The following is a 1,105-nucleotide window of genomic DNA, read 5'->3' as shown; positions in this document are numbered from 1 at the left end:
TTTAAAGCATCGTCACCACCTGCTGTCGTCCAATGCGCTGCCAGGGCAAACCTTGGATCAGTGCCTGTAACTGTTCCGGGCTGAGGGCCACGGTTTCACCTTGGTGAACTTGAGCCCAGTGAAATTTGCCCTGTTCCAGCCGCCGGGCACACAGCCAGATGCCCAGTCCATCATGTACCAGTACTTTCATACGATGACCACGTTTATTACAGAACAGGTAGGCGCAATGCGGTTTGATCGAGCCAAAGGCTTTCATGATCTGCGCCATAGCCGTATCCATACCCGCACGCATGTCCATCGGCTGGGTAGAGAGCCAGATTTCATCGATACGGATCATTTGATCAAGCCCTGAAGTAAAAGCAGCAACTCCTTGGCCGATTCCACTGGCCATTCGATTTCGATCACCTGATCTCTTGCAGAACATTGTTTCTGATGCAGTGGAATTCTGATATGAGCGACAGCATTCTTCTCCGGCACAGATGGCGGAGGTGTGTCTTGTTTGGCTGGAGTCGGGTGAAGCATGACCGGAAGAAAGTCAGTCTGTGGACTAGATGGGGTTGTTAATGCAGGGGGTATTGATCTGGATTGACGAATCCATTTATGCAACAGATTGGCATTGATCTGATGTTGCATTGCGACCTTGGCCACTGATGTATCTGGCTGCTGGCATTGCTGAATAAGTTGATGTTTAAATTCAGCCGTGAAGGTTCGACGAGGCTTTTTTAGCGTTGGTGTGCTGTCTATAACTGTCTTTAAATCCATAAATAGGTGTCCACTTAAAATTTAGTGGACACTATCGCGGTATTAATGAGTTAGAAAAAGTGGGGCTCAGCGGACGCTTACGATAGCAATGGGTGTTGAAGCGTTTATGTCAAACCTTGATTTTGAGTCAATGGAAGTAAGCGTCCGCTGAACACACCTTCTGAATTCATCCTATAAGCCTTAATTTAGTCCCCACTTAGAAACAAGTGGGGACTAAAATTTATGACTACAAATCATCAGACATCCATCGCATCTCTTGCGAAAAAACGAAGAACATACAGTGCTGAATTTAAACAGCAGATCGTTCAGGCTTGTAAAGCACCGGACGTTTCAATTGCTTCAG

Annotated in this window: 2 protein-coding genes; both read right to left on the bottom strand. The window is 46.8% G+C overall.

Annotated elements, in window-relative coordinates; genetic code table 11:
- Window position 1: 1 nt before the first annotated feature.
- Window positions 2-337, bottom strand: coding sequence for an IS66 family insertion sequence element accessory protein TnpB (gene tnpB, locus ACEO2X_RS13870; protein ID WP_004814654.1), 336 nt, complete (start codon window positions 335-337; stop codon window positions 2-4).
- Entirely contained in the window at window positions 334-762 is a 429-nt protein-coding gene (locus ACEO2X_RS13865; protein ID WP_004814651.1) for a transposase, read from the bottom strand. Before ACEO2X_RS13865 ends, tnpB begins: the two co-directional genes overlap by 4 nt.
- Between the last annotated feature and the right edge of the window lie 343 nt (window positions 763-1,105).

Source organism: Acinetobacter sp. AL9, from assembly GCF_041464035.1.
GTDB lineage: Bacteria > Pseudomonadota > Gammaproteobacteria > Pseudomonadales > Moraxellaceae > Acinetobacter > Acinetobacter towneri.
This window is presented reverse-complemented; position numbering and strand designations above follow the sequence as displayed.

What these genes read in the sequence shown, in the direction of transcription:
- tnpB (WP_004814654.1), bottom strand. Translation starts at nt 337, where the DNA reads ATGATCCGTATCGATGAAATCTGGCTCTCTACCCAGCCGATGGACATG.
- ACEO2X_RS13865 (WP_004814651.1), bottom strand. Translation starts at nt 762, where the DNA reads ATGGATTTAAAGACAGTTATAGACAGCACACCAACGCTAAAAAAGCCT.